The following is a 21,936-nucleotide window of genomic DNA, read 5'->3' as shown; positions in this document are numbered from 1 at the left end:
CCTTCAGCGGGGTTCTTCGACGCCGGCAGCCTGCAGCAGCTGCCAGAGCGCGAAGAACTTCGCGCCATCATTGGCCGGGCAGTACTGCAACAGCCCGGCCCGGCTGGGTTCATCCACCGCAGCGACGATCCGCCCAATCATCGCCGCATCGTCGTCATTCACGATGGCGAGCGGATGCGCCCAGCGCGGACGGCCCGGTTCGCGGCCGAACAGCCAGACCGGCAGCACGCCCACCAGCAGCAGCGGGCACACGACGGGAATCAGATAGGTCCACCAGGGCGACCACAGCGCCCCAACGAGGGCGGTCAGTCCCAGACTGGCCACGATGGTCGCGCCATATAACAGCGCGCCGCACCGCTCCAGCCAGTCCGGCGGATACGCCCTTGCAAGCCGGTTCACCACGCCCCGCAGACGGAAATGGTCGCCGCGTGACAGGGCAATCCGGGCAGGGTCGACGACCGTGCGGAGCATGCTCATGATGGCGTGGCTTGCAGGGTGGCGATCAGCGCCACGACGATCGTGCACGCGATCCAGATCGACCACAGCGTATGCGTCATGAAATGCGCGCCGCGCAGCTGCTGCAGATAGCCGACCGTGGCGCCAGCGCCGATCGCCAGCAATGCGGCGGCGCGCGCCCGCGATGGCCGCGCCGGCAGCCAGCAGACGGCCAGCGCCACCAGCCACAACGCGCTCGACGCATGGCCGGCAGGCAGGCACTGACCCGGCGTCATGCCCGTAGGGAGCGTGCCGAACAGGTGCACGTACGGCTGCTCGCCGCCGTAGCGCACCAGGTCCCATGGACAGTGCGATGCGCTGAGCTGTTTCAAGGTACTGGTCACGGCCGGCACCAGGATGGCGGACAGCGCGACGATGCGCAGCTGCAGGCGGCCAAGCGCGCCCAGCGCGGCGCGGGGCCGGCAGGCATCGACCAGCACATAGCCGATGACGCCTGCCGCAAACACCATCATGAACTGCTTGACGATGACGTGGTTGAATGTGACGGTCAGCCACGCATCACGCCAGGGAAAGACGCGCCGGTGCGCGTCGAACACGGCATCGGACAGCACCAGATCGAGATCGGTCCAGCGTCCGAGCCAGAGGATCGCCAGCGCGCTGGCCGCCAGCATGATGGCCAGGCGCCGGATCGCGTGCGCCGACAGCAGCGTGGCATCGGCCCGCACCTCACGCACCCCGCACGCACGCATGGAACAGGTCCAGCCGCGGATTGAGCACAGCCGTGTTCACGTCGAGCATGCCGAGCACCGAGTGGAACACATTGTCGTGCGACAGCGGTTCGTTGCGCCGCGCGGTCAGGCAGCGCCGGTCGATGCGGAAACGCTCGCTGAAGCTGTCGGACATCCACAGCATCATCGGCACCTCGGTCTGCTCGCGCGGCGCGAACATGTACGGCGCGCCGTGCAAATACACGTTGTTCTCACCGAGCGATTCGCCATGGTCCGAGAAGTACAGCATGGCCGTATCGGCGTCCTGCGCCGCCGCGATCGCGCGCAAGCCGTCGATGGTCTTGCTCAGGAAGTAGTCGGTGTACAGGATCGTGTTGTCGTAGGCGGCCCGGATCGATTCGCGCGAGCAGGTGTCGAAGTCACTACTTGCGCACACCGGGCCAAAGCGGCCGAACCCTTGCGGGTAGCGGCTGGCATATGCCGGACCATGGCTGCCCTTCTGGTGCAGCACCACGACCAGGTCCTTGCTGCTGTTGGCGAGCAAGTCCGGCAAGCCATCGAGCAGGCGCTCGTCGTAGCACTCGTCGCCGCTGCAGTGCACGTTCTTGCCGTCGGGCCGCGAGAGGTCCTCGTACCCGACGCGGTTGCACACCCCCTTGCAGCCAGAATTGTTATCGCGCCACAGCACGGCGAAACCCGCATGCGCCAGCACGTCGAGCAGCCCTTCCTGGCTCGCCCCTTTCGACTGGCTGTAATCGTTGCGGCCGAAGGCCGAAAACACGCACGGCACCGACACCGCGGTCGCTGTACCACACGAGCTGACATGCGAAAAATTGATCAAGCCAGCTTGCCGTGCCAGCAGCGGATTGGTCTCGCGGGCATAGCCATCGAGCGAAAAATTCGCTGCCCGCGCCGTCTCGCCGACGACGATCACCGTCAGCGTCTTGCGGTGATGGCCCGCCCAGGCGGCGCTTTTCACGGCATCGCGGCCCAGCGGGGCGACCACGATCTCGGCCGCCCAGCGGCTGCGCAGATACCCATGCACGGCCTGGATGAAATTGGTGGGCGTGAGCAAAAAGCGCAGTTCGCGGTGCTCATGCAGCGTCGGCGCCAGGCTCTTGAACAGCAGCGCCAGCAGGACAAACGCCAGCAGCAGCGAGCCGCCGGCATTGCTGCTGCGCCTGAGCAGTCCTTTCACGCCGCTGGGAAACTGGATATTCGCGCGCGCGATCCACAGCGATGGCAGCACGCCCAGCAAGCCGATCCTGGCGGCCATCTGCCAGCTGATCAGTTCGGTCGCTTCGCGGGTATCGGTCTCGAATACATTCTGGATCATGGCCTTGTCGATGACGATTCCGTAGGTCGCAATGAAGTAGCCTGCCGCGGATGCCGCCAGCACGAGGGCGATCAGCACCGGCTTGGCGAGGTAGCGAAAGCTGGCCAGTGTCAGGCAGGCGTTGAAGAACAGGACGACAATCAGGAACGTGCCGGCCAGCAGGGGCAGGCTGGCCAGCGACACGCCACCGGTCGCATGAACCAGCACCGTCCAGAACGTGACGTTGCCGAGGCTTGCCAGCAACAGCGCCACCGCGAGTACGAGCAGCGGTGCATCGATCCGTCTTGCAAACAGCTTGTCCATCTCATGCCCTTGTCCACAGCGCAGCCGACGTCGCTGCAATGCCTCAAGGATAGAAAGGGTGATGGCAAGCCACCGTCAACACGGCGTTAGGATGGCGTGAACGACGCAGGAAAAACGATCGTGAAGCGACTGCCGCCACTTGGGCGGTTTTCGTAGACGAGCGACGCGCCCAGGTATTCGCAGATGCGCTTGACCAGCGACAGGCCCAGTCCGGTGCCGGCCGACCCGCTCGACGGGATCGGGCGCGCGCCCTCGCCCAGGGTCTGGCGTACCGCGTCGGGCAAGCCGCGCCCCGTGTCTTCGACCGTGATGCGCCCCGGTTCGATCACGACCGTCACCTCGCCTTGCTCGGTGTACTGGCAGGCGTTGCGAATCAGGTTGGCGATGGCCGACACGCACAGTTCGGCGGGCGCGCAAATGCGAAATGCCGCATCGCCGACACAGCGCAGCGTGACGGGCTTGTCCGCCACCATGGCCTGGTAACGCTCGGTTTCGCGGCGCGCGATCTCATTGACCGACACCGGAGAAAACAGGCCAAGCTGCGGTGCGCGCGCCAGCACCAGCAGCACGGTCACGCACTCTGTCGCTTCCTGCGCCGCCCGGTAAATGCGCTGCGCCGGCGCCTGCACCGCCGGGCTCCTTCCGTTTTCGACGAGGATCTCGGCCGCGCCCATGATGACGGTCAGCGGCGTGCGCAGCTCGTGGCTGACGTCGCCCGTGAACAGGCGCTCGCGGTCGAGGTATTCACGCAGCTCGGTCGTGTGCGCGGCCAGCGCGCGTGCCAGGGTTCCCAGTTCGTCGCCCCGTTCGGTATGCGGCAAGGCGAAGGCGCCCTGCCCCACGGCGTCGGCCAGTTCGCGCAGCGGCGTGACGATGCGCCTGCCGACAAAGCGGCCAAGAAACAGCGCCAGCGTGACGAAGCCGGCGAAAAAGGCGGCAAACATCGAGTACACCAGGACTTCGATCTCTTCGTAATCGCTTTCATGGTCGACCACCACATACGGCCCCCGCTCATCGGCGCCGGACAGCACATGCAGGCCGATGCCATCGACCTCGGCCTCGGACACGCCGGGCGGCAGCGCGCGCAGCGAGAGCGGGATATCGTCGCCCCGGTGGAAGCGCAAGCCGGCCGGCAGGTCGGCCGGCAACCCGGCGGCGGCCCGGGGGCGCGCCCATTTTTCGACTTCGGCCAGGCGCTCGTCGACCAGGTGCACTTCGATGCCCTCGACCACCAGCGCGGCCAGCACGGCAAAGAACAGCGACAGGACCACGCCGAACAGGATGAAGGCGCCGACGATTGGCCGGCTGAGCGAACTAGCCTGGCGCATCGGGCATCGCCAGTTTGTAGCCGACACCGGCGATGGTATGGACCAGGGGCGAGGCAAATGGTTTATCGACCGCCTGGCGCAGCGCATGGATGTGCGTGCGCAGCGCGTCGCTCTCGGGACGGTCCTCGCCCCAGACCGCTTGCTCGAGCGCCTCGCGCGGCACGATGCGCGGGGCCGCCGCCATCAGGCAGCGCAGCAGGACGTATCCGGTCTTGGTCAGCGCGATCCTGACGCCGTCGCGCGAGGCCTGTTGCTGGTCGGGATCGAACACGAGCGGACCGAAGCGCAGGACGCGGCTGAACGCATGCTGCCCACCGGCACGGCGCGCCAGCGCTTTCAGGCGCACGTCGAGTTCGACCAGCGAAAACGGCTTGACCAGGTAGTCGTCGGCGCCGCTGTCGAAGCCCAGCACCTTGTCCTGCAGGCTGTCGCGCGCCGTCAGCATCAGCACCGGCGTCGCGCTGGACAACTCGGTGCGCAGCTTCTGGCACAGCTCCAGGCCACTCAAGCCAGGCAGCATGACGTCGAGGATGATGACGTCGTAGTTGTTTTCGGACGCCAGCGCCAGGCCGCCATAGCCGTTGCGCGCCGAATCGACGGCGTAGCCCTTCGGCTCCAGGAACCCGTACAGGTTGGCCAGGATGTCGGGGTTGTCTTCGACGATGAGGATGCGCATGCTGGTCATTGTAAGGTGAATCGGTCGCCGTTTTCAGCGCGGGCGATAGCGCTGCTCGCGGTACAGGATCGATGGCAGGATCACGTGCGCCATCGCCTTGTCGACCTGGGCCTGCGCCGGGCTGCCACTGCCCGGGCTGAAATGCCCGCTGTCTGCATCATACCGGCCCGCCAGCGGCGATTGCCCGGGCCGCAGCACGGTGGCCGATGCGCCTTCGAGATAGGCAAAATAGTCGTTGAACTGGATCAGCGCGCGGCCCGGCGTCGTGCTGTCTTGCGCGAAGTCGCGCCCGATCATCGGGTGCGTGCTCGAGACGCCCAGCAGCGACAGCAGCGTCGGCGCCAGGTCGATCTGGCTGGCAATGGTCGCAATGCGCTTGGGCTCGATGTCCGCGCCCAGGATCAGGCCGGGGATGTGGAATTTCTTGATTGGCACGAGGCTGTCGCCATACACGCGGTTGTCGTGGTCGGCCACGATCAGAAACACCGTGTCTTTCCAGTAGGCCTGCTGTTTGGCTGCGTGGATGAACTTGCCCAGCGCGTAGTCGGCATACTTGACGGCGTTGTTGACGGTCTGCTTGTCGGGGTCATGCAGCCCGATCTTACCGTCCGGGAATTCGAACGGCTCGTGGTTCGACGACGTGAAGATCAGGCTGAAGAACGGTTTGTTCGCGGCGTGCAGGGTGTTCAGGCGCTCAAGCGACTTGTCGAACAGGTCTTCATCCGATGCGCCCCAGCTGGCGACGAACTTCGGTTTCATGTCGCCGATGTCGACGATCTTCTGGAAGCCGTTGCCGGTGAAGAAGCTGCGCATATTGTCGAAGTGCGCTTCGCCGCCGTAGACGAATTCGGTGTGGTAGCCCTGGTCGCCCAGGCCGGCAGCGAGCGTATAGAAATTCTGCTGCGACAGCGACAGCTTGACCGTGCTGCGCGCGGGCGTGGGCGCGTAGCCGGCGACCACTGCCTCGATGCCGCGCACCGAGCGGGTCCCGGTGGCGTACAACTGCTCGAACCACCAGCCCTCGCCCTTGAGTTTTTCGAGCTCCGGCGTGACGGCCAGGCCGCCCAGCGACTCGACGAACGTCGCGCCCAGGCTTTCCTGCAGCACGATGACAAGATTCAACGGTTTGGCGCGGGTGATGGCCGCGCTCTGGTAGTGCCGCGTCGGCTGATCGGGGTTGGCGAACCCGTAATCGCGCAGCCATGGCGCCGCCTTCACTTCGGCAAACACCTTCGCGCGCGGGAAGTCGCCATAGATATCCGACGACTTGGCTTCGTTGTCCATCGAGCGCATCGCGTCAAACACCGACCACGCCGAATTGATGACGAGCGAATTGACCATCGCGTCGCCCGTGAGCGCGAACATGGCCGGATTGGCGGGCCGGTGGCCGGTGGTCGAGCGGATCTGCATGAACACGAGCAGGCACAGGACCGGCCACACCAGCAGCATTTTGCGGCCCGGCCACATCGGCGTGCTGGCGGAGGCGCTTTTCAGCAGGCGCACCAGCGCGACACCCACGAGCACGGTGACCGCGCAGCCCAGCAGCACTGCGGTGCGGAAACCGTGCCACAGCGTGGAAAAGACTTCCCGGGGATTGTTCAGGTATTCGATGAACAGGCGGTTGGGACGCACGTCGTACTGCATGATAAATTGCGGCGACGCGACTTCCATGAACAGGATGAAGATCAAGGCCAGCATCGTCCAGCCCAGCGTGAAGCATTGCCACAGGCGGGCCGTCCGGCGATGCGCCAGCAGTGGCGCCAGCAACAAGGGAATGGCCAGGCAATAGCCAAGCAGGATCAGGTCGGCGCGCACGCCCTGCACGATGATCTCCAGCAGGACGCCGGTGGCACGCACGCGCTCCCATTGCCAGGCCAGCATTGCCAGGCGAAAGCCCGAGAGCAGCACGAGGCCGATGAGCAGCATCTGCATCAGCGGTGCGAAGGGGCCGGCGATGCGTGTGCTGCGTGCCAGCCAGGAAGATGCAGGGCGTGTCGGGGCGGTGGCCGCCCGGTGCAGGTAGAGCTCGTCAGTCTTCATGAATCCGTCGGATGGGCCGGGCCATGCGCTGCCCGACGATGAATCGATCACGCGGACCTGGATCCAACGCGCCTTCTGATGCGGTATGGATGCTAGATTGCCCACCGTCATCGTCACGTTAATCAGACGTTAAGAAAGCGTTAAAGCTCAGAATGAAAAAAGCCCGGCCAGCAGATGCTGGTCAGGCTTTCGATCGGCACATCGAAGATGCGCCGGAATCAATCCACGGTATAAGGCGTGGAATGAATTGCGCGGGAATTAATCGCGGTACGAGTTGTAGTCTTTGCGGTAGTCGTTGCGATAATCGTCACGATAGTCGCTACGGTCGCTCGAGCCACCCAGCAGCTTGGCCAGAATGAAGCCGACGCCGACTGCAGCCAGCAGTGCGCTGCCTGGGTTGTTCTTGACGTATTCCTTGCCCTGAGCCGACAGGTCCGAGTACTTCTCGGTGATCTGGGTCGAACGGTCGCCGAATTTTTCTTGCGCGGTGCTGATCAGGCCAGTGACCTTTTCGACGCCTGCGTGTGCTTTCGAAGCGATGTTGTCGACGACTGGCTGAGCAGCTTGCGCTGCCTTGTCGATGGCGCCGTGTGCTTTCTCAGGCGTGATCGACGACATTGCTGCCTTGATGCCACCAGCGGCGTTTGCTGCGGTGTCGCTGATCGACGATGCGGTCGACGAAGTCGACGAGGTCGATGGCGTCGACGACGAACCGGTGGTCGAACCCGACGTGTTGCCGGCGCCGGTGCTGGCGCTGCTGCCGCTGTTGCCCAGACCGCTGTTGCCGGTCACGGTGCTCGTGCCCAGCGAACCGGTGCCGGTGCTGGTGCTCGACGACGCGTTTTGCTGGTTGCCCGAACCTGGGTTCGAAGCGTTGGTTGCGTTGATGCCTTTACCCTCGGTAGACTTTTGATTATCCATGATGTAACCCTCATAAAATAGTGATCAACGCGGAGTAGAACGAAATTCGACTAGCACCACATCTTTGATTGAATAAGTCCGATACAACAAGCGGGAACGATCTTTGACTGCGCTACATCAACATCGATTTGACTCGGCGTCTCTGTACATTTTCTTTGCGTCCCATCCCGGTTGGCCACTTTGCGGCAACTTTCCGAGTCGCAGTATCGGATTCACTGCGTCGCGATACAAAAAATACAATGGGCACCCTGCGTAGACCGTGCGCTGACTAACAGAACCGTCACATCGGTTCATAAAGCGGTCATTTTGGGTGATTTAGGCGCACTTTGCGGCAGCTGGCGGTACCATACGCCCCTCATCACAGACAGGAACGCCTGACATGGCAGTAGAGAAGGACCCGGGCGCCGCGCGCCTGCCGCCGCTGCGGCGCACGGACGTGGCGCAGGCTGAACAGGACGCCGCAGCGCGCGCGCAGCGCGATGCGCAAGTGCGCGGCGTCGACTCGATTCCCGCCATGCGCGAGGCCATCAAGGCCGCGGCGCAGGCGCTGCCCACGTTCACGCACGTGCCACGCCTCGCGCGCCTTGATGCGGCGGCATTTCGCGCGCATGGGCTGGCCGGCATGCCGTTCCTGGTCACGGACGTGGTCGGGCGCTGGCCGATCGTGCAGCTGGACATCGCCACCCTGCGCGCGCAGTACGGCCACCTGCCCGTGCGCGCGCGCGTGGGCGACTACGTGCATACGGCTTTTGCACCGGATCGGGCCATGCAGGACATGCTGCTGCGCGACTATCTGGATCTGTCTACGCCGGTCGAATCAGGGTTGCCGCCGTATGTAGGCAACCTGGCGCTGCGCGAACTGAACCGGCTGTGCCACTGGCCGGCATACTTTGACAAGATGGGGCCGCCCCGCTTCTGGATCGGCCCGGCGCGCACGATCACGCCGCTGCACTGCGACTACGATGACAATATCTTCGCCCAGATCCGCGGCGTGAAGCGCATCTTCCTGGCCCCGCCCCACCATGACGCGTTCTTGTATACGCGGGAAGCCAATCCGCTCCTGTTCGGCTCGCCCGTCGATCCGGAAGCGCTGGACGACGAACGCTTTCCGCTGGCGCGCCAGGCGGCGCTGGTGGAAGTCATCGTCCGGCCGGGCGACATGCTGTATGTGCCGGCCGGCTGGTACCACCAGGTGCGTGCGCTGGAGTTTTCGCTGTCATCGAACCGCTGGGCGCGCGGGTTGCCGCTGGCGCTGGCGGGCCAGCAGCCCGGCTAGGCGGCCTTCTTCGGCCGTTCGACTGCAGGCTCGGCCGCCTTTTCCTCGCCCAGCTTCAAAAACTGCGTGGAAGGCCGGCCATCGGCGTTGTGCTGAACGATGCGCTCGGGCCTGCCCTTCGCATCGAGCCAGACCTGGCCGATGCCGGAACCGTTCCACAGGCGTTCGCCGTGCTTGCGCTGGTCGGGCAGGTGCGGCGTGATCGACATCGCGCGCCGCTTGGTGAACCAGTTCAGCGGCGAGCGCGGCGAATACAGCCAGCGATTGAGGCGGTCGAGCCAGTTGAGCAGGTCTTCGGGGAATTCGTTCTTGAAGCCGCTGCTGGTGATCTGCCAGATATGCGGCGGCCGGGTATCGTCGCGCACTTCGACGTCATAGGCGAACGAATAATGCACGTCGCCCGAGAGGATCACGTAGTTGCCCGGTGTGCGCGAGTGGCGGAAGATATTCAGCAGGCTGCGGGCTGCGCCGCGGTGCGCCATCCAGTTCTCGGCGTCGACGGTCAGGGCCTGGCCCATCAGCGTGGCAATCTTCTGCACCACCTCGATCAGCTTCACGCCGAACATCGGCGCCGCCGACACGATCACCGCCGCCGTCTCATCGATCAGCTCATGCTGGAACTCGGTCAGCGATTCCCAGTCCATCAGGCCCGATGGATGGCTCGGACGGCGCTGATTGCGCCAGCGCCGCGTACGGGTATCGAGCACGATCACGGCCGGCTGCGTGCGCAGCATGTAATCCCACTGGCGGAACGTCAGCAGCCGCTCGATCAGCGCGCCATGCGGTTCGGGTTCGAGACGATTCCTGGAATCCGGCCTGGCGGCCATCGCCGCCATGTCGTCCAGCACCTCGCCGAAGACGTCGGGCCGGTTGCCCCAGCCCTGGCACAGCATGTAGGCCACCAGCGCATTGCCCATGATGCGGCGCGAGAACGGGTGGCCGTAGGCGGTCTTTTCCCACTTGTACGACAGGTTCCAGTCATCGGTGACGTCATGATCGTCGAAGATCATCAAGGTCTGCACGTGCGCCATCAGGCGCGCGGCGCGCGGCAATTCGTCGCAGAAGCCGTGCAGGATGCCGGCTTCCTCGTGCCAGCGCTCCTGATGTTTGGGGTCGAGCTGGGGCATCGCGATCTCGCCCACGACCTGCCACGGCACCGGCGACCAGACCAGCAGGTACATGGCCAGCACTTCGCCCAGCGTCATCAGGTGGTTGTCGGCGTTGGCCGTCGTGAAGATCGGTTTTTCCACGCCGCCGAAGAACTTTTCGCGCAGCGCCTCGCTCGATTTAACTGCCGGCAGCAGGTGCTGGCGGCCATAGTAACCGTCGGGATGAGCGTACAGTTCGTCGCTGTCGGCGACGACGGCGCCTTCGACGCATTCGCCGAACAGACCCAGACGCTCGATCAGCGCATGGGTCGCGCCCAGCATCGGACCGGCCACGTCGTCGGCATACACCTGGTCACCGGCCAGCAGCAGCATCGACGGCCGCTCGCCGGCTTGCCCCAGGTGTTCGGCAATCAGATCATCCCCCCGCGCCAGACCGTCGCGCGACGGGTGATGCGGCTTGCGGCACGAGCCATACAGGATGTTGTCGGAGCGGCTGCGCAGCACCATGTTAGGCATCGTGGCGCCTTCGTGCACCAGATGCGGCGCCCAGGCAGCGATGCCCTGTTCGACGCCTTCGACATCCCTCAGCAACAGGTCGTAGTCGATCAGCGTGTCCTGCGGCAGCGGGTCGGGTAGCGTAACGTCGATAAAGTGAATGTGCGCATCGCGCCCGATCGGAATGATGCGGCACGAGTCCTCATCCACCACCAGCCGCTGTGCCTCGCCGCCATGCGGTTCGAGTACCAGAGTGAAGTCGAGCGGCGTGCTACCAACGAGCCAGAGGACGAGACGACCAGGTTCGAGGCGGCGCAACAGGGGACCGACGAGGACGGATGGGAGGCCGTTGGGAGTGTGTATGTGGATCACGCGGGCGACGGCAAGCTGTGGAAAAGATCGGGTCAGTGTAACAGAGCCATCCGGAAATCAAAGTTGCCCATCCAGGCGCGCGGGTATGCATGATCACTTCAGATGCGCTGTCGGGATACTAAGGAAAGTTGTAAATTTTGCTTGCGCGGCACGCAGACTGCGATAGAATAAATGAGAATCATTATCATTTGATAGAGGGCATCGCCCTTCTCTGCCATTTTCTGTGCCAAAGGATCTGCCATGTGCGACAAACATGCTTCGACCGTACCCTGCTCCAACGATGGCGCGCAGAGCTCGCGCCGGCGGCGCGTCTGGGAGTTGTCGCATGCGTCGCATTGTCCGCTGGTGGGCGTGGGGTTACCGTTGAATGGGTTGCGCAAGCTGGTCGAAAAGGTGACCGGTGGGAAGGTGCTGCATGATGACTACGATATCCACGTCGGCACCGTCAGCGAATGCGCATTGCGCACGCCGGTGGCCGATGCGGTTCAGAAAGAGCTTGAACGTCGCTATGCGCAGCATATCCAGCGCTTCCGCGCGGCCAAGACCACCGAGCAGGTCGAAGCCATGTGGGCGGCGGCTGTGGCGGCTGGCGATGTGGCGGGCGCATTCTGGGCCGGGCTGTCCCATCCCCGCTGCACGGTGGCGCTCGAAGAAAAAATGTGCCGCGATATCCACATGGTGCAGCACCAGGCCGGCGCCTGCGCCCGCGCCGATCTCAACAAGTTCAATGCGATCGTTGCCGACAATTCCCGGCTCGAACGCGAGGTCGTCCGCCTGCAGGAGCGCTGCAACGCGCTGGCACAAGAAAAAGCGCTCGACGCCGAGCGTCACGAGCAACTCCTGATGACGGCGCGCGCTGCCACCATTGCCCGCGACGGCGATGTCGCCACCCTGCGCGCCGAGCTGGCGCGTCTGCAAGCCAGCATCCCAGACCTCGACACCCGCGAGCGCATGGCCGAACGCATCGCGCAGCTGGAAGCGCGCGAGCAGGGTTTGCGCGCGCAGGTGGCCGAGCTGAAGGCGTCACGAGCCACAGCGCTGGATGCCGACGAAGCGCCCGCGCCGGAACCCGTCGCCGTCCCCGTTGCGATGCCGGTACGGCTGCACAACCGCGCCGTGCTGTGCGTCGGTGGCCGCAGCAGCAGCGTGCCGATCTACCGGACGATGATCGAGCGCGTCGGCGCCCAATTTGCGCACCACGACGGCGGCCTGGAAGACAGCAGCAGCCAGCTCGATGCCAGCCTGGCCGCTGCCGACCTGGTGATCTGCCAGACCGGCTGCATCAGCCACAGCGCCTACTGGCGCGTGAAAGACCATTGCAAGCGCCATGGCAAGCGCTGCGTGTTCGTCGACAATCCGAGCGTATCGAGCCTGGCACGCGGGTTGCAGGAAGCCGCGACTGAAGAGACGCAGCCCGGCTAAAGCGGCAGGCGCTCACACTGCCGGCAAGTGGATCAACGCCGCCAGGCAACCGATCTGCATAGCATTCTTCAAGAAGACGGTGCGAGGCGAAACTGGGTGCCAGCTCGTGCGATGACGTCGCGTTGGTCGTTGGCGCATTCGTCGATTTCAGCCCCTCCTCCCGTCACATCAACGACCAAGGCATCCAGGTCATTGTCAACCGCAAGGCCGCGGCGCCAAACAGCCTGTTGGCGCAACCAGGCCAAAGCAGCCAATGACGGCTTGACCTCCCGCGCCCCACCCCGCCTGAGCCCCGGCGACGCGTGCGGCCCCCAAGCCATGCCGCGCATCAGCGCTGCTGAACAGGACAGGCGCGATCGCGACCGTATTGGTATCCTGCACGAAGAGCTCGCCGCCGAAGCGCGCAGCGATGCTGCCGCGATGCAGCGCGCGCAGGATGCCAGCACAAAACCACCAAGTTATCCGCTGCAGACAGCCAGCGACTTCCCGAGGAGTTGTATGACCGTCAAAAAAATATTCAGGCACTCAATTCGGAACTGCGACGCACCCGCAGTGTGCAATAAGCTTCACGCGGCCATATGGTTGGGCGCAGCGCTGCTGGCGACGGCCCCTGCGCTGGCTGGCGACAAGATGGCCGTCGACCGCAAGGGTGGCGCCGACAGTCCGCTACTGAGCCGGTACAAGGGGTCGATCCTGTACATGTACGGCGACAGCCGCCTGGAGCAGGCGTCGGTCGTGACTGTGCAGAAAGGCAAACCGGTACTGATCCCGGTCGAGGGCAAGATCAGCAACCGCCTGTATCTTGCGCCCGACGACAGCAGTCCGCTCGAGATCTACCGCAACTACCGCCATGCGCTCGAAGCCGCAGGCTTCCAGACCTTGTATGCCTGCGAAACTGCCGCATGCGAACAAGCCAATGTGCAGCAACTGGTAGAGAATTTTCCGCGCAAGGCGCACTGGAACGGCTACGACAATGCCGTTCTTGGCACGTTCAACAGCGCCAATCAGCCGGGTTTTCATTACTACAGTGGCCAGCGCAAAGGACCTTCCGGCGTCACTTACGTGTCGATCGGGATCGTCTCCGGCTTTCCAAATTCGGGAATCATGAGTCGCAAGCGCCAGTTCGTGCAGATCATCGAACCGGCAGCAACCCAGTTGGGCAACGTCGAGGTCGACGCGGCGGCCATCACGACAGGACTCAAGCGCGACGGCAAGATGGCCCTGTACGGTATCGAATTCGACACCAACAAGGCAGTCCTGCGCAGCGATTCGGCCAGTCAGCTGGCCCAGATGGCGAACGTGCTGAAAGCCACGCCGGCCATGAAAGTATTCATTGTTGGCCATACCGACAACCAGGGCGAGTTTGCCGCCAACAGCACGTTGTCACAAAAACGTGCTGAAGCGGTATGTGCAGCGCTGGCCTCCACGTATGGGATCGCCTCGACAAGACTGGTGGCGCGCGGTGTCGCCAATCTGGCACCGGTGTCGACCAACGAGAGCGATGAAGGACGCGCAAAAAACCGACGCGTCGAAATGGTCGTCCGCTGAGCCACCTGCTCACCGAGCGGCTCGATAACAATTTTTCAGGAGATTTATTTGTTCACCACGTCCTTTCCCCCTCGCCTGCCGGCCATGATCGCGGCAATCCTGCTGCCATTCGGCGCAACTGACGTAAGCGCCGCGACGGCGCCCGCCCTGGTCAATTTGCCACCGCCTGGCCTGTACCGGATCGACGCCGATGCCAATGTCATACAAAGCAATGGCGCTGTGCTGAAGCAGAAAAACGACAGCGCCAGTGGCATGGCCAGTATGCGAGTCCAGGCGCCAGGTGGGGCGGCCGTTGTCGGCGCGCTTCCCACTCCGGGGCAACTGTGCATTGGCGCCACGGGCAGCGGCCTGTTGCCGCCAGCTGACCAGCAATGCACGAGTTCGGCACCAGTGCACGCAGCCGGCAGCACCACGTTCAGTTCGCGCTGCCCGAGCGCCGATACCACCGTTGCCGTCCGCAAGGTCAATGCCACTACCTGGGAAATGAAAACATCGGTCACCGAACGTATGGGGCAACAAGGCCTGCTCGACTTCGATCAACAGCGCAAGACGTTCGAAAACGCGTTGAAAAATTCCACCAGCGCCGATGAGCGTGAGGATGCGCGCTACGCGCTCCAAAACTGGGAGGAACACAAGGCCGACATGCGCGCGATTGCTGCTGAACGCGGCGGCGCCGGCGCTGCCGGCGCCGCCACACGTTCGAGCGTCCTGGTAACGCGCCTGACACGCATCGGCAGTCAATGCAAGGCGGTCAGCGCGTCGTCGGCGAAGGGGGCGCGATGAAGAGCATATTGACCGTCGCCTGCGCGGCCCTGCTGCTGGCAGGATGCAGCAAATCGACCGACGACGCGCCATCTGGCGATGACGCCGCAGTCCAGGCCACTCCAGTCACCGAGGGTGACAATAAGCATCCGGCTTACCGCGCTACCATGCTGAGATTGGCTGCCGGCAGCTATGGCGGCACATGCAACGGCATCGGTGGCCCCATGCCGCCAGAGGGGGTCACCATTGGACGCGACGGCAAGGTCGTTGCCGCCGACTGGACGATCAACCTGGCAGGCACGCGCATGAGTTTGGTACGTACGTTCGATGGCAGCGCAGCGCCGGCAGGCACCTTCGATGCCAGCGGCGGTGAACGGCCGTTCCAGCTGATCGTAAATAGTGCCGGCGGCGGCAGCGCCATGTTTGGCGAGGGTGGACATGTAGCCCAATGCACCAATGTATCGTCGGCATCAAACCTTGCGGCCAAACCGCTGTATCCGGCGGTGGCGCAATACTTCACCGGCGCTGGCGCCACCATGTCATGCGTCGAGGGCGGCGCCCTGCGCAAAATGGTGGTCAAGCCAGCTTCGGCAGGTGTCGCTTTTGGAGAGCATCAGCTTGGGTTCGATGCCAACGTGGTCCAGGAATCGATCAGCGTCGAGGCGGATGACAGCTCCTTGCAATATGGTGCCAAATATGCCGACCAGAGCCATGTCGAACTGAGCGTGGATGCCGCAGGCAAACTGGTCATGGCTTCCTACACCATCAGTAGCGGCGTAGCGGTCATGTGCAGTCCCGGCTGAAGAATTGCCACCATTCTCGCCGTTGAGAGCGGTACGGATTGCCTGCGACGTGCCAGTCCAGAAAAATGCAAAGGCGGCAAGCGAGCTGACGACGAACAGGATGAGCGCCTGCCGCTGCGTCAATACCGGCATACGGTGATAAAGCCAGACACCAGGCAGCCAGAACGCTCACATTCCAGGGATTCGCCGTGCATCGTCTTTCCAGGGACTGGGCTCGACATGGCGGGGGTGCGGATGCTCAGGCTCAACGGGGAAGTTGACGAGGCAAGCCACTGGGGCAGCGGTCACATCGGGCAACGGTCACGCCAAAAAGAAAAAAGGGTTACCGGCCGAAGCCTGTAACCCTTTGATCTGACTAACTAATTTTGGTGCCGCTGACCGGAATCGAACTGGTGACCTTCGCATTACGAATGCGCTGCTCTACCGACTGAGCTACAGCGGCGAAACCTGTGCTTCGCCTTCCATCATGCCCGACAAACAAGCCGTCGCTCACGAAAGAGCCGTATTCTAGCAAACAAACCGGCAACCTTGCTAGTGTGTATCGCGTCACTTTCGCAAGATTTCCGGTTTGCCTAATTTATACGCAGGCGAGCAGGCGCGCCATCAGCCCGCGTGATAGCCCGTAACGACTTCCACTTCTTCCTTCGAACCCAAAAACACCGGCACGCGCTGATGCAGCTTGGTCGGTTGAATATCGAGGATGCGGCCCTGGCCGTCGGTCGCCGCGCCGCCGGCCTGCTCGACGATCATCGCCATTGGATTGGCTTCGTACATCAGGCGCAGCTTGCCTGGCATGCTGGTGTCGCGCAGGTCGGCCGGGTACATGAAGACGCCGCCGCGGGTCAGGATGCGGTGCACGTCGGCCACCATCGAGGCGACCCAGCGCATATTGAAGTCCTTGCCGCGCGGGCCAGTGGACCCTGCCAGCAGCTCGTCGACGTAACGCTGAACCGGCGGATGCCAGTGGCGCTGGTTCGACATATTGATCGCGAATTCCTTGGTTGCCGCCGGAATCTGCATATCGCTCTGGGTCAGCACCCACGAACCCTGCTCGCGGTCGAGCGTGAAGCAATGCACGCCGTTACCCGTGGTGAGCACCAGCATCGTCTGCGGGCCGTACACGGCGTAGCCGGCTGCCACCTGCGTGCTGCCGGCCTGCAGGAAGTCCTGCTCGGTCGGATCCTGCATGCCTTCCGGCGCCTTCAGCACCGAGAAGATCGTGCCGATCGACACGTTGACGTCGATGTTCGACGAGCCGTCCAGTGGATCGAACAGCAGCAGGAACTCGCCCTTCGGATAGCGGCTTGGGATCTGGCGGATGGTTTCCATTTCTTCGGACGCCATCGCGGCCAGGTGGCCGCCCCACTCGTTCGCTTCGAGCAGGATTTCGTTGGAGATCACGTCGAGCTTTTTCTGCACTTCGCCCTGGATGTTTTCGGTGTCGGCACTGCCGAGCACTTCGCCCAGCGCGCCCTTGCTCACCGAATAGCTGATGCGCTTGCAGGCGCGGGCCACGACTTCGATCAGCAGGCGCAACTCCGCATTGATGCTCTGGTGCTGGCGTTGCTCTTCCACCAGGTACTGCGTCAGACTTACGCGTTTCATGGGTTCCTCAGGTTGTGTTGAATGTGTTTAGTTGGCCAGCGCCTTGCCGACGATCTCGCGCACGTCGTTCGACAGCTTGACCTGCCCCGCCACCTTCTGCAAGGCTTCGCGCATCTGCCACTGCAGCGCTGGCGCGTAACGGCGCCAGCGGTCCATGGCGCGCGCCAGGCGGCTGGCCACTTGCGGGTTCAGTGCGTCGAGTGCGATGACCTGCTCGGCCCAGAAGGCGTAGCCGCTGCCGTCCGGCGCGTGGAACTGTACCGGATTGTTCACGCAGAACATCGCCACCAGGCTGCGCGCGCGGTTCGGGTTGCGCAGTGTGAAGGCCGGGTGCGTCATCAGCGCGCGCACGGCCGCCAGGTCGGTGGTGGGGCTTGACGCCTGCATCGCGAACCACTTGTCCACGACCAGCGCCTCGTTCTGGAATTCGTCATAGAACACGGCCAGCGCGTCGGCCGCCTGCGGCACGCACGCGGCGACCAGGGCAGAAAGCGCTGCGGCGCGGTCGGTCATGTTGTCGGCTTCGTCGAACTGGCGCTGGGCGAGCGCGACGCTGGCGGCGTCCGGCGCGGCGTTCAGGTAGGCCAGCGCCAGGTTCTTCAGTGCGCGCTTGCCGGCCGAGGCGGCGTCCGGGCTGTAGGGGCCGGGCGTGGCGTTGGCTTCGTACTGCGCCAGCAGCTCGCTGCGCAGGCGCGCGCCGAGGTCGGCGCGCACGAACTGGCGCGCGATGTGCACGGCCAGCGGATCGACGCACTCGAGCTGCTCGGCCACCATCGATTCGGACGGCAGCGTCAGGCACTGCTCGCGGAAGGCCGGATCGAGCGTGTCGTCGACCAGGATCTTGCGCAGCGCCTCGATGAAAGTTTCGTCCAGGTTCAGGCTGGCGGCGGCATCGTCTTGCGCGCCCGCTTCGCCGGTGAGTTTCAGCAGGCGTTCCATGGCCAGGCGCTGGCCCGCTTCCCAGCGGTTGACGGGGTCGCTGTCGTGGCTGAACAGGTGCAGCAGATCGGCATCGGTGTAGCCGCCCTGCAGGATGACCGGCGCCGAAAAATCGCGCAGCACCGAGGCCACCGGTTGCCCGGTCACGCCCGTGAAGACGAAGGTCTGCTCGGCTTCGGTCAGTTCGAGCACGGCGGTCGTGCCGCGCTGCTGGCCATCGACGACGAGCGGCATGTCGGCGCCGGCGGCGTCGAGCAGGCCAACGGCCACCGGAATATGGAACGGCAGCTTTTCGGACTGGCCGGGCGTTGCCGGGCACGACTGGAACAGCGTGAGCGTGTAGGTCTGCGCCGCTTCGTCCCAGCGGCCTTCGAAGCGCAGCACCGGCGTGCCGGCCTGGCTGTACCAGCGCTCGAACTGGGCCAGTTCGCGGTTGTTGGCGTCGGCCATCGCGCGGCGGAAGTCGTCGCACTCGACGGCTTGCTCGTCATGGCGCGCGAAATACAGGTCCATGCCCTTGCGGAAACCGTCGACGCCAAACAGCGTCTGGTACATGCGCACGACTTCGGCGCCCTTTTCGTACACCGTCACGGTATAGAAATTGTTGATCTCGACAAACGAGTCGGGCCGCACCGGATGCGCCATCGGGCCGGCGTCTTCCGGGAACTGGGCCTGGCGCAGCGTGCGCACCTGGTCGATGCGGGTGACGGCGCGCCCGGTGGCGGTGCCGATCATGTCGGCCGTGAATTCCTGGTCACGGAACACCGTCAGGCCTTCTTTCAGCGACAGCTGGAACCAGTCGCGGCACGTCACGCGGTTGCCGGTCCAGTTGTGGAAGTATTCGTGCGCCACCACCGCTTCGATGCCCTGGAAGTCGATGTCGGTGGCCACGCGCGGGTTGGCCAGCACGAACTTGGTGTTGAAGATGTTCAGGCCCTTGTTTTCCATCGCGCCCATATTGAAGTCGCTGGTGGCGACGATCATGAAGCGGTCCAGGTCGAGTTCGAGCCCGTATTTTTCTTCGTCCCAGCGGATGCTGTGCTTGAGCGACTGCATCGCGTAGTCAGTCTTGTCCAGGTTGCCGTCCTCGACCCACACCTGCAGCAGCGCGTCGCGGCCGTCGGCCAGGCGGAAGGTTTCTTCCTGGCAGACCAGTTGCGCGGCGACCAGGGCGAACAGGTACGACGGCTTCTTGAACGGGTCTTCCCACAGTGCATAGTGGCGGCCATCGTCCAGGTCGCCTTCTTCGATCAGATTGCCGTTGGACAGCAGCACCGGATAGCGGGCCTTGTCGGCGCGCAGCATCACGGTGAACTTGGCCATCACGTCCGGGCGGTCCGGGAAGAACGTGATGCGGCGGAAGCCCTCGGCTTCGCACTGCGTGAAGAAGTTGCCGTTGGACACGTACAAGCCGCTCAGCGTCGTGTTCTTGTCGGGTGCGCACAGCGTTTCGATCTCGAGCACCACGTCGTCGGGCGCCGAGCGGATCGTCAGCAGGTTGTTGGCCAGCGTGTAGTCGCGCTTGCCCAGCGGCTTGCCATTGAGGCGCAGCGCCACCAGCTCGATGTCTTCGCCGTGCAGTTCGATGCCACGCGTGGTGGCGGCCGGGTTGCGCCGCAGCGTCATGCGGCTGGCCACAACGGTGCGCGCCGGGTCCAGGTCGAAGCCCAGTTCGACGGTATCCACCAGATAGCTGGGCGGGGTATAGTCCTTGCGGAAGATGGTCTGGGGCGTATCGGTGCGCATGGTGGGCTCGGGCTGACACAGTGGATGAGGGGCTTATTTTACCAACAAGCTTTTGGATCGCCGCCGACGAATTGCCATGTATCGCTTTGTAGGCACGGTAACCGGGTGTAAAAGTGGCTCCCCTGAATCTGAACAAGGGGTAATCTTGAAGATCGGGGAAAGACCGACAAGACAAACGGGAGATTTGCATGAAACGCTTCATCACCATCGCTCTGGGTACCGCGTTCGCGTTGCTGCTGGGCGGCTGCGCGACGAGCATCCGCAGCGATGTCACCACGTTCCACCAATGGCCGGCGCAGATTGCCGACAAGACCTATGTGTTTGAAGTGCCGTCGCCGCAGGATGATACCCTCGAGTGGCGCAGCTACCAGGACCTGGTACGCGGCCAGTTGGCGCGCCAGGGCTTCCGCGATGCCAACGGCGCCACGCCGGCGCTGACCGTGGCGATGCGCTTTACCACCACCGACGTGCCGGTGCGCGTGATCGAACCCATGATGACGCCGTATTTCTATCCGAGCGCGCGCTTCGGCTACGGCGGCTACCGCGGCGGCTTCAACCGCCGCTACTGGGGCGGCTGGTACAGCCCGTTCTACGATCCGTTCTGGGGCCCGTACCCGTCGTACCAGACGTCGATCGAGCACCAGTACCGGCGCGAGCTGCAGGTGGCGATCAAATCGTCGCGCGACGGCAAGCGCCTGTTCGAAGTGACCGTGCACAACACGAGCCGCAATATGTCGACGCCTGAAGTCATGCCGGCGCTGGTGCAAAGCGCGTTCGAGGGCTTCCCTGGCCAGTCGGGCGTGGCGCGCCGCGTGGTGGTAACAAAAGAACCGGGCGCTTGACCATGTCTTGAAGACGGCCCCGAAAGCCAGGCAATGCTGCCTGGCTTTTTTTACGTCCGTCTATTGATCGCTAGCTGAAATACGCCTCCGACCCGAACGTGATGGCCACGACCAGCAGCAAGGCCAGCACCAGCACGATCAGCAGCCGCCCGAACTTCGGCGCGCCATCGCCCGTCGGCCGCGATGGCGGCGTGAACGGCGGCTCGTCCCGGGTATCCCTCATGGCAGCAGCACCGTCGAGCCGGTGGTGCGGCGCGATTCCAATGCCCGGTGCGCGTCGGCCGCCTGCGCCAGCGGGAAGGTCTGGTTGACGTTGATGGTCACCTTGCCGCTCGTGACCATCTCGAACAGCTCGGCCGACATTGCCTCGGCTTCCTGCTGGTTGGTCATGTAGTCGAACAGCGTCGGGCGCGTGATGTACAGCGAACCGCGCTTGGCCAGCTCGCTCGGGGTAAACGGTTCCACGGCGCCGGACGCATTGCCGAAGCTGACCATCAGGCCGCGCCGCTGCAGGCAGTCGAGCGACGCGGCAAACGTGTCCTTGCCCACCGAGTCGTAGACCACCGGCACGCCGGCCCCACCCGTGATCTCTTTGACACGCGCGACGATGTCTTCGTCGTTGTAGTTGATGACGTGCGCCGCGCCATGCGCCAGCGCCAGTTCGCCCTTTTCCTTCGAGCCGACGGTGCCGATCAACTGCACGCCAAGGGCGCGCGCCCACTGGCAGGCAATCAGGCCCACGCCGCCGGCCGCAGCGTGGAACAGGATCGTCTGGCCGGCCTGCAGCGGGTAGGTCGAGCGAAACAGATATTGCACCGTCAGGCCCTGCAGCATCATGGCGGCTGCCGTCTCGAACGAGATCGCGTCGGGCAGCTTGACGACAACTGCAGCCGGCATCACGCGCAGGTCGGCGTAGGCGCCGTTGGGCCCGCCCGCATACGCGACGCGGTCGCCCGGCTGCACATTGGTCACGCCCTCGCCCACCGCCTCGACCACGCCCGCGCCTTCCTTGCCCAGCCCGCCGGGCAGCGGCTGCGGATACAGGCCGGTGCGAAAGTACACGTCGATGAAGTTCAGGCCGATCGCGTGCTGACGCAGCAGGATCTCACCCGGGCCGGGCGCACCCACGTCGACATCGACATATTCCATCACCTCGGGGCCGCCATTGGCGGCGATGCGGATTGCTTTGGCGTGCATGCAGTTCTCCTTTATGTTCACCAAGAATACCG

The 21,936-nt window shown here is 64.1% G+C and carries 18 protein-coding genes and 1 tRNA gene; 6 read left to right on the top strand and 13 right to left on the bottom strand.

Annotation, left to right across the window (positions count from 1 at the left end):
* Positions 1-3: 3 nt before the first annotated feature.
* The 7 genes from AC56LV_RS17475 to AC56LV_RS17445 form a co-directional block, all read right to left on the bottom strand.
* On the bottom strand, positions 4-477 hold the full coding sequence (locus AC56LV_RS17475) for a hypothetical protein (RefSeq protein WP_499559477.1): 474 nt from the start codon (positions 475-477) through the stop codon (positions 4-6).
* The gene (locus AC56LV_RS17470; protein ID WP_499559475.1) at positions 474-1,205 is read right to left on the bottom strand and encodes a phosphatase PAP2 family protein; all 732 of its coding nucleotides are present in this window, start codon (positions 1,203-1,205) and stop codon (positions 474-476) included. Before AC56LV_RS17470 ends, AC56LV_RS17475 begins: the two co-directional genes overlap by 4 nt.
* The gene (locus AC56LV_RS17465; RefSeq protein WP_499559473.1) at positions 1,183-2,823 is read right to left on the bottom strand and encodes a phosphoethanolamine transferase; all 1,641 of its coding nucleotides are present in this window, start codon (positions 2,821-2,823) and stop codon (positions 1,183-1,185) included. The genes AC56LV_RS17470 and AC56LV_RS17465 overlap by 23 nt, the downstream gene beginning before the upstream one ends.
* Positions 2,824-2,909: 86 nt before the next feature.
* Positions 2,910-4,151 carry a sensor histidine kinase gene (locus AC56LV_RS17460; RefSeq protein ID WP_499559471.1) on the bottom strand — a complete coding sequence of 414 codons (1,242 nt, stop codon included), beginning with the start codon at positions 4,149-4,151 and terminating at the stop codon, positions 2,910-2,912.
* Positions 4,138-4,827 (bottom strand): response regulator transcription factor, encoded by a 690-nt coding sequence (locus AC56LV_RS17455; RefSeq protein WP_499559469.1) that lies wholly within the window; start codon positions 4,825-4,827, stop codon positions 4,138-4,140. The genes AC56LV_RS17460 and AC56LV_RS17455 overlap by 14 nt, the downstream gene beginning before the upstream one ends.
* A 33-nt stretch (positions 4,828-4,860) precedes the next feature.
* Entirely contained in the window at positions 4,861-6,867 is a 2,007-nt protein-coding gene (locus tag AC56LV_RS17450; RefSeq protein ID WP_499559467.1) for an LTA synthase family protein, read from the bottom strand.
* A 258-nt stretch (positions 6,868-7,125) separates the two neighbouring features.
* A complete protein-coding gene (locus AC56LV_RS17445; protein WP_499503613.1) occupies positions 7,126-7,788 on the bottom strand; it encodes a hypothetical protein in 663 nt (220 codons plus the stop codon).
* 379 nt (positions 7,789-8,167) lie between these two features.
* Here AC56LV_RS17445 and AC56LV_RS17440 point away from each other — a divergent pair, with 379 nt between their 5' ends.
* Positions 8,168-9,064 (top strand): cupin-like domain-containing protein, encoded by an 897-nt coding sequence (locus AC56LV_RS17440; protein ID WP_499559465.1) that lies wholly within the window; start codon positions 8,168-8,170, stop codon positions 9,062-9,064.
* On the opposite strand, the gene AC56LV_RS17435 is transcribed toward AC56LV_RS17440, so the two are convergent.
* A complete protein-coding gene (locus AC56LV_RS17435) occupies positions 9,061-10,986 on the bottom strand; it encodes a metallophosphoesterase family protein (protein WP_499559464.1) in 1,926 nt (641 codons plus the stop codon). The genes AC56LV_RS17440 and AC56LV_RS17435 overlap by 4 nt on opposite strands.
* 294 nt (positions 10,987-11,280) lie before the next feature.
* Here AC56LV_RS17435 and AC56LV_RS17430 point away from each other — a divergent pair, with 294 nt between their 5' ends.
* The 4 genes from AC56LV_RS17430 to AC56LV_RS17415 are packed head-to-tail and all read left to right on the top strand — an operon-like array spanning position 11,281 to position 15,575.
* Positions 11,281-12,462 (top strand): DUF2325 domain-containing protein, encoded by a 1,182-nt coding sequence (locus tag AC56LV_RS17430; protein WP_499559462.1) that lies wholly within the window; start codon positions 11,281-11,283, stop codon positions 12,460-12,462.
* Between the two features lie 27 nt (positions 12,463-12,489).
* Positions 12,490-14,010: an OmpA family protein gene (locus AC56LV_RS17425; RefSeq protein WP_499559460.1), complete on the top strand. Its 1,521-nt coding sequence runs from the start codon at positions 12,490-12,492 to the stop codon at positions 14,008-14,010.
* A gap of 48 nt (positions 14,011-14,058) precedes the next feature.
* A complete protein-coding gene (locus AC56LV_RS17420; protein ID WP_499559459.1) occupies positions 14,059-14,793 on the top strand; it encodes a hypothetical protein in 735 nt (244 codons plus the stop codon).
* On the top strand, positions 14,790-15,575 hold the full coding sequence (locus AC56LV_RS17415) for a hypothetical protein (RefSeq protein ID WP_499559457.1): 786 nt from the start codon (positions 14,790-14,792) through the stop codon (positions 15,573-15,575). Before AC56LV_RS17420 ends, AC56LV_RS17415 begins: the two co-directional genes overlap by 4 nt.
* A 366-nt stretch (positions 15,576-15,941) precedes the next feature.
* Here the strand turns inward: AC56LV_RS17415 and AC56LV_RS17410 are convergent.
* From AC56LV_RS17410 to pepN, 3 genes are all read right to left on the bottom strand, one after another.
* Positions 15,942-16,017: transfer RNA gene (locus AC56LV_RS17410), tRNA-Thr, on the bottom strand.
* Positions 16,018-16,178: 161 nt separating this feature from the next.
* Entirely contained in the window at positions 16,179-17,180 is a 1,002-nt protein-coding gene (locus AC56LV_RS17405; RefSeq protein ID WP_499559456.1) for a class 1 fructose-bisphosphatase, read from the bottom strand.
* A gap of 27 nt (positions 17,181-17,207) precedes the next feature.
* A complete protein-coding gene (gene pepN / locus AC56LV_RS17400) occupies positions 17,208-19,865 on the bottom strand; it encodes an aminopeptidase N (protein WP_499559454.1) in 2,658 nt (885 codons plus the stop codon).
* A 188-nt stretch (positions 19,866-20,053) separates the two neighbouring features.
* On the opposite strand from pepN, the gene AC56LV_RS17395 reads away from it, so the two are divergent.
* Entirely contained in the window at positions 20,054-20,707 is a 654-nt protein-coding gene (locus tag AC56LV_RS17395) for a DUF4136 domain-containing protein (RefSeq protein WP_499559452.1), read from the top strand.
* A gap of 70 nt (positions 20,708-20,777) precedes the next feature.
* Here the strand turns inward: AC56LV_RS17395 and AC56LV_RS17390 are convergent, their stop codons facing one another.
* Positions 20,778-20,930, bottom strand: coding sequence for a hypothetical protein (locus AC56LV_RS17390; protein WP_499559450.1), 153 nt, complete (start codon positions 20,928-20,930; stop codon positions 20,778-20,780).
* On the bottom strand, positions 20,927-21,904 hold the full coding sequence (locus AC56LV_RS17385; RefSeq protein ID WP_499559448.1) for a quinone oxidoreductase family protein: 978 nt from the start codon (positions 21,902-21,904) through the stop codon (positions 20,927-20,929). Before AC56LV_RS17385 ends, AC56LV_RS17390 begins: the two co-directional genes overlap by 4 nt.
* Positions 21,905-21,936 lie beyond the last annotated feature (32 nt).

This window comes from Telluria sp. RB2R28 (assembly GCF_059685835.1).
Note: the sequence above shows the minus strand (reverse complement) of the source record. Positions and strands in the feature narration are given on the sequence as shown.